At 42.4% G+C, this 4,200-nt stretch carries 3 protein-coding genes, 1 pseudogene and 1 other annotated feature; of the genes and pseudogenes, 2 read left to right on the forward strand and 2 right to left on the reverse strand.

Translation table 11 applies throughout. From position 1 onward, the window contains the following. Positions 1 to 93 precede the first annotated feature (93 nt). Both L652_RS01000000123415 and istB read left to right on the forward strand, forming a co-directional pair. Positions 94 to 1,559: pseudogene (locus tag L652_RS01000000123415) on the forward strand (IS21 family transposase). Next, on the forward strand, positions 1,552 to 2,304 hold the full coding sequence (istB, locus tag L652_RS0107270; protein WP_008108712.1) for an IS21-like element helper ATPase IstB: 753 nt from the start codon (positions 1,552 to 1,554) through the stop codon (positions 2,302 to 2,304). Before L652_RS01000000123415 ends, istB begins: the two are co-directional and overlap by 8 nt. A 300-nt stretch (positions 2,305 to 2,604) precedes the next feature. On the opposite strand, the gene L652_RS0107275 is transcribed toward istB, so the two are convergent. Both L652_RS0107275 and L652_RS0107280 read right to left on the reverse strand, forming a co-directional pair. Then, a complete protein-coding gene (locus tag L652_RS0107275) occupies positions 2,605 to 2,910 on the reverse strand; it encodes a hypothetical protein (protein WP_024596057.1) in 306 nt (101 codons plus the stop codon). A 20-nt stretch (positions 2,911 to 2,930) separates the two neighbouring features. Beyond that, positions 2,931 to 4,150, reverse strand: a protein-coding gene (locus L652_RS0107280) for an IS3 family transposase (RefSeq protein WP_223230517.1) whose coding sequence is annotated in 2 segments (ribosomal slippage) — positions 2,931 to 3,862 and positions 3,862 to 4,150 — 1,221 coding nt in all. Because the reading frame shifts where the segments join, the coding sequence is not laid out codon by codon here. Beyond that, positions 3,756 to 3,872, reverse strand: a sequence feature (AL1L pseudoknot). (Overlaps the previous gene by 117 nt.) Positions 4,151 to 4,200 lie beyond the last annotated feature (50 nt).

Here is a 4,200-nt window from a genome sequence, read left to right on the forward strand (position 1 = left end):
TATTAAGCGACAATTACGGTGGCCGGTCTAGCGACAATTATCTTGGCCGGTTGATCTGATAAGGTTCGGTACAGCAGAACGGAGGAGTTCACTGTGCCGGGAACACGAATCACTGATCAGCAGGTCACTATTTATATGAAACATAGAAAGCGTAATAGCCAAGTTATCGCGGCTGCGAAAGCAGGTATTTCTGAACGTTCAGCAAGGCGCATTGATAAACTGGATGAGCAGCCATTGTCTAATAAACGCCAATGGCGAACACGTATAGATCCACTTGAATCTATCTGGGACAGTATTGTTGTCCCTCTACTTCAAGGTGATGCTACGTTAACTCCAGTGGGAATTTTTGATCATCTTTGCGAGTTTCACACCGACAAATTTAACCCGAGCTCACGGCGTACATTAGAGCGTCGAATTCATAAATGGCGGGCACTGTATGGCTCAAGCAAAGAGGTCGTATTCCTGCAAACACACGAGTATGGCCTATTAGGTATATGTGATTTCACACATGTGAAGTCACCCGTTACCATTGCTAGTGAACCCCTTAAGCATATGTTGTTTCATTATCGTATGCCCGCCAGNGCGGTGAAAGCTTTGCTGCTTTTTCTGATGGTGTGCAAAACGCATTTAAAGCAGCCGGCGGTGTGCCTAAAGAAGTGCGTACAGACAGTCTCAGTGCCGCCTATCGTAATCATACTAATGATAATGATTTTACAGAGCGCTTTAATGAGCTAGTTATCCATTATGGCTTTAAAGCGACCCGTAATAACCGCGGTATTGCGCATGAAAATGGGGCTATTGAGAGCCCTCATGGGCATCTTAAATCGCAACTGGAGCAAGCATTAAAAATCCGTGGTAGTTATGACTTTCAGACAAGAGAAGTCTATGAATCGTTTGTTGCAGACATTGTTGCTCGCCGTAATCGCCGTGTAAGTGATAAGTACGCAGTAGAGCAGCGACAATTACACGCTTTACCACGGACGATGAGCGTCAATTACACCGAGCATTATCTAACGGTGTCACGTACGAGTACTATTTCATTGAAACGTGTTACCTATAGCGTCCCGTCACGCCTTATTGGTAGCCGATTACTTGTTCGTTTATATGACAACCGCTTAGAGCTGCGCTATGGCAGCGATTTAGTTCAAACGTTAGCGCGTGTCTATGCTTCTAAAGGGTGCCGTGCACGCAATATTAGTTACTTGCATGTTATTGACGCATTGGTTAAAAAACCATTGGCATTTCGCTACTCACAACTACGTGACGACTTACTCCCAAGCGACAATTACAAAGCTATTTGGGAATACGTTAATACTCATCTTTTAGCGGATGAAGCGAGCTATTACATGGTAAAACTGCTCCATTTAGCAAAACAAAGTGGGTGTGAACGTCAATTAGGACGATTTGTAGCAGTGTCAATTACTCAGCGACAATTACCGGCCATCCGAGAATGTGAAGCGCAATTTTTAGTGATTGCATCAAACATACCCACAATAAAAATAAAGCAACACAGCTTGAGCGCTTATAGCAGCATGATACCGGGAGGTCTACATGGATAACTTCACGGCCTCGTTACCTTTAATGCTGAAACAATTAAAGCTTAGCACCATGCTTCAACAGTGGAATACCCTGGGAAAAAAAGCGATGGAAGAACAATGGAGCCCGCAGCAATACTTGTCTGAGCTGTGCCATGTTGAACTTGCGACACGCGATGACAAACGCCTTCAGCGGCTTTTAAAAGATGCAAAATTGCCAATGGGTAAACACCTTAGCAGCTTCGACTTTACCCTTGTTGATGGGGTTAGTAAGCCCCTTGTTGCTGATTTAATAAATCAGCCGGATTGGTTGAAGCACGGTGGCAATATATTGTTATTTGGCGCCAGTGGTCTTGGTAAAACGCATATCGCCAGTAGCATCGGTTATGGCCTTATCGAGCAGGGCCATAAAGTTAAGTTCGTTGCCGCGTCAGCGATTGTTCAACAACTCCAGCAAGCAAAGCGACATTTACGCTTGCAAGACGAACTTGTAAAGCTCGATAAATACAGCTTATTAATCGTTGATGACGTTGGTTACGTTCGAAAAACTGAACAGGAAACGAGCGTGCTGTTTGAATTGATAGCCCATCGCTATGAGCGACACAGCATGATCATCACATCAAACAAATCATTTGAGCAATGGGATGAACTATTTGAAGATTCAACGATGACAGTCGCGGCAATCGATCGTTTGGTTCATCATGCCACGATTATTCATTGTGAAGGTGACAGCTACCGACGCAAAACAGCGCTCAATAAGAGTAAATAAAATTCGGTATCAACCGGCCAAGATAATTGACGCGGAACCGGCCAAGTTAATTGACGCTAGATAACACCTAGCTTAATTGATTTACAGAACATGTTTATAGCGAGTTAGTCGTATGTTTTCTTCAGTATTATCGCCCGTTCTTACTGACTATGGAAGCAAAATTAAGCTCGTAAAAAATATGAAAGACAGCTTCTTTTATAGCTGCCTTTTAGATGAAGTACAAACCTAGATACCAAAAGCGTAATGTCTGTCAAAGCTACTAAATATAAGTAGCTTTAACAGATATTACATTGATGTATCTTAGCTAATCTCTAGTAAGAGTTCTCTGTTTTCTAGGGGATCTTTTCTGACTATATATTTGAGGGTGTTTTGTAATAAAAGAATATTTAATAAGCAGTTTTTTAATTCTTGAGCCGTAAAAATATCGGATTGCAACAGCCCTTTAGTAAACACTTCTTTTGGCAGCAAAAAAGAATCAAAACCATCGGTATTTTTGTACATGCAAATTTCAAATGAACCCAATTCAACAGGTTTTGGGTGAGCACTTATGTTTCTAGCTTTTATAATTTTTCTCAAATATGAATAACTGAATCGCCCCGAGTTCATCGGAGACCAGTTTGTTTAAGTCAGGCCACTTTACCTGACTCGTTTAAATTATCATAGTAGTCTGTTTCATATTGAGCTGGTGAAATATACCCAATTGAAGATAATAAGCGTTGATTATTAAACCAATTGACCCACTCTAACGTTGCGTATTCAACAGCATCAACATTCTTCCACGGGCCATTTCTGCGAATAATCTCTGTTTTAAATAATCCATTTATTGTTTCAGCCAATGCATTGTCATAAGAGTCACCCACACTGCCTACAGACGCTTGAATTCCAGCTTCAGCAAGTCGCTCAGTGTATCGTATAGACAAATATTGGCTGCCTCTGTCGCTGTGGTGAATTAACCCTTCGGGGTTGCCACGATGCCAAATAGCTTGCTCTAACGCATCAAGAATAAGCTCTGTGTGCATTGTCGTTGATACACGCCAACCTACAATGTATCGTGAAAAAACATCTATCACGAAAGCGACATAAACAAACCCACTCCATGTGGCAACATAGGTGATGTCAGCTACCCAAAGTTGATTTGGCTGCTCAGCAGTAAATTGACGATTAACTAAATCAAGTGGCTTATCTTGTTGCTCGTCAGGTATCGTTGTCTTATGTGCTTTACCCCGACGAACACCTTGAATTCCCATAACTCGCATCAATCGTTCGACTGTACAGCGGGCGACTTGATGGTCGTCAAGCTGTAGCTGCTTCCATATTTTTCTTGCACCATAAACTGACATATTATCCTCCCACACTTCGCGAATGAGTATTATCAGCTCAGCATCACGCTTTTTGCGGTTAGACAGTCGCTCAGGCTCTCTTTGTATCTGTTTATGAGAATAATACGTTGATGGTGCAATCGGCAATTCCTTGCAAATTGACTCGACACCGTAATGCTCTCTGCAAGCATCAATAAAATCCACTATTACTTCTGTTTGCGGTCGAGCTCCGCTTGGGCGAAAAAAGCGGCAGCTTGCCTCAGGATATCATTCGTTCGCTTGAGCTCTTTATTCTCGCGCTCTAAGACGGCAAGGCGTTCTTCAGTTGATTGCGTATTAGAAGAGGGTTTAGACGGTTGAGCTTGAGATTTCTTGACCCATGCTCTAAGTGTTTCTGGGGTACATCCCAGTTTATCTGAAATCGATACTAGCGCAGCCCAAAGAGAAGGGTATTCATGCTGTTGTGTGGTAACAAGCCTAATTGCACGTTCACGAAATTCTGATGTATAGCGATTTGATTTTTTCATAGTTCCAGTTTCTCAAGTTATTGAGTCTCTGGCAAACACGGGGCGATTCA

Source organism: Pseudoalteromonas sp. TB25, from assembly GCF_000497995.1.
Taxonomy (GTDB): domain Bacteria; phylum Pseudomonadota; class Gammaproteobacteria; order Enterobacterales; family Alteromonadaceae; genus Pseudoalteromonas; species Pseudoalteromonas distincta.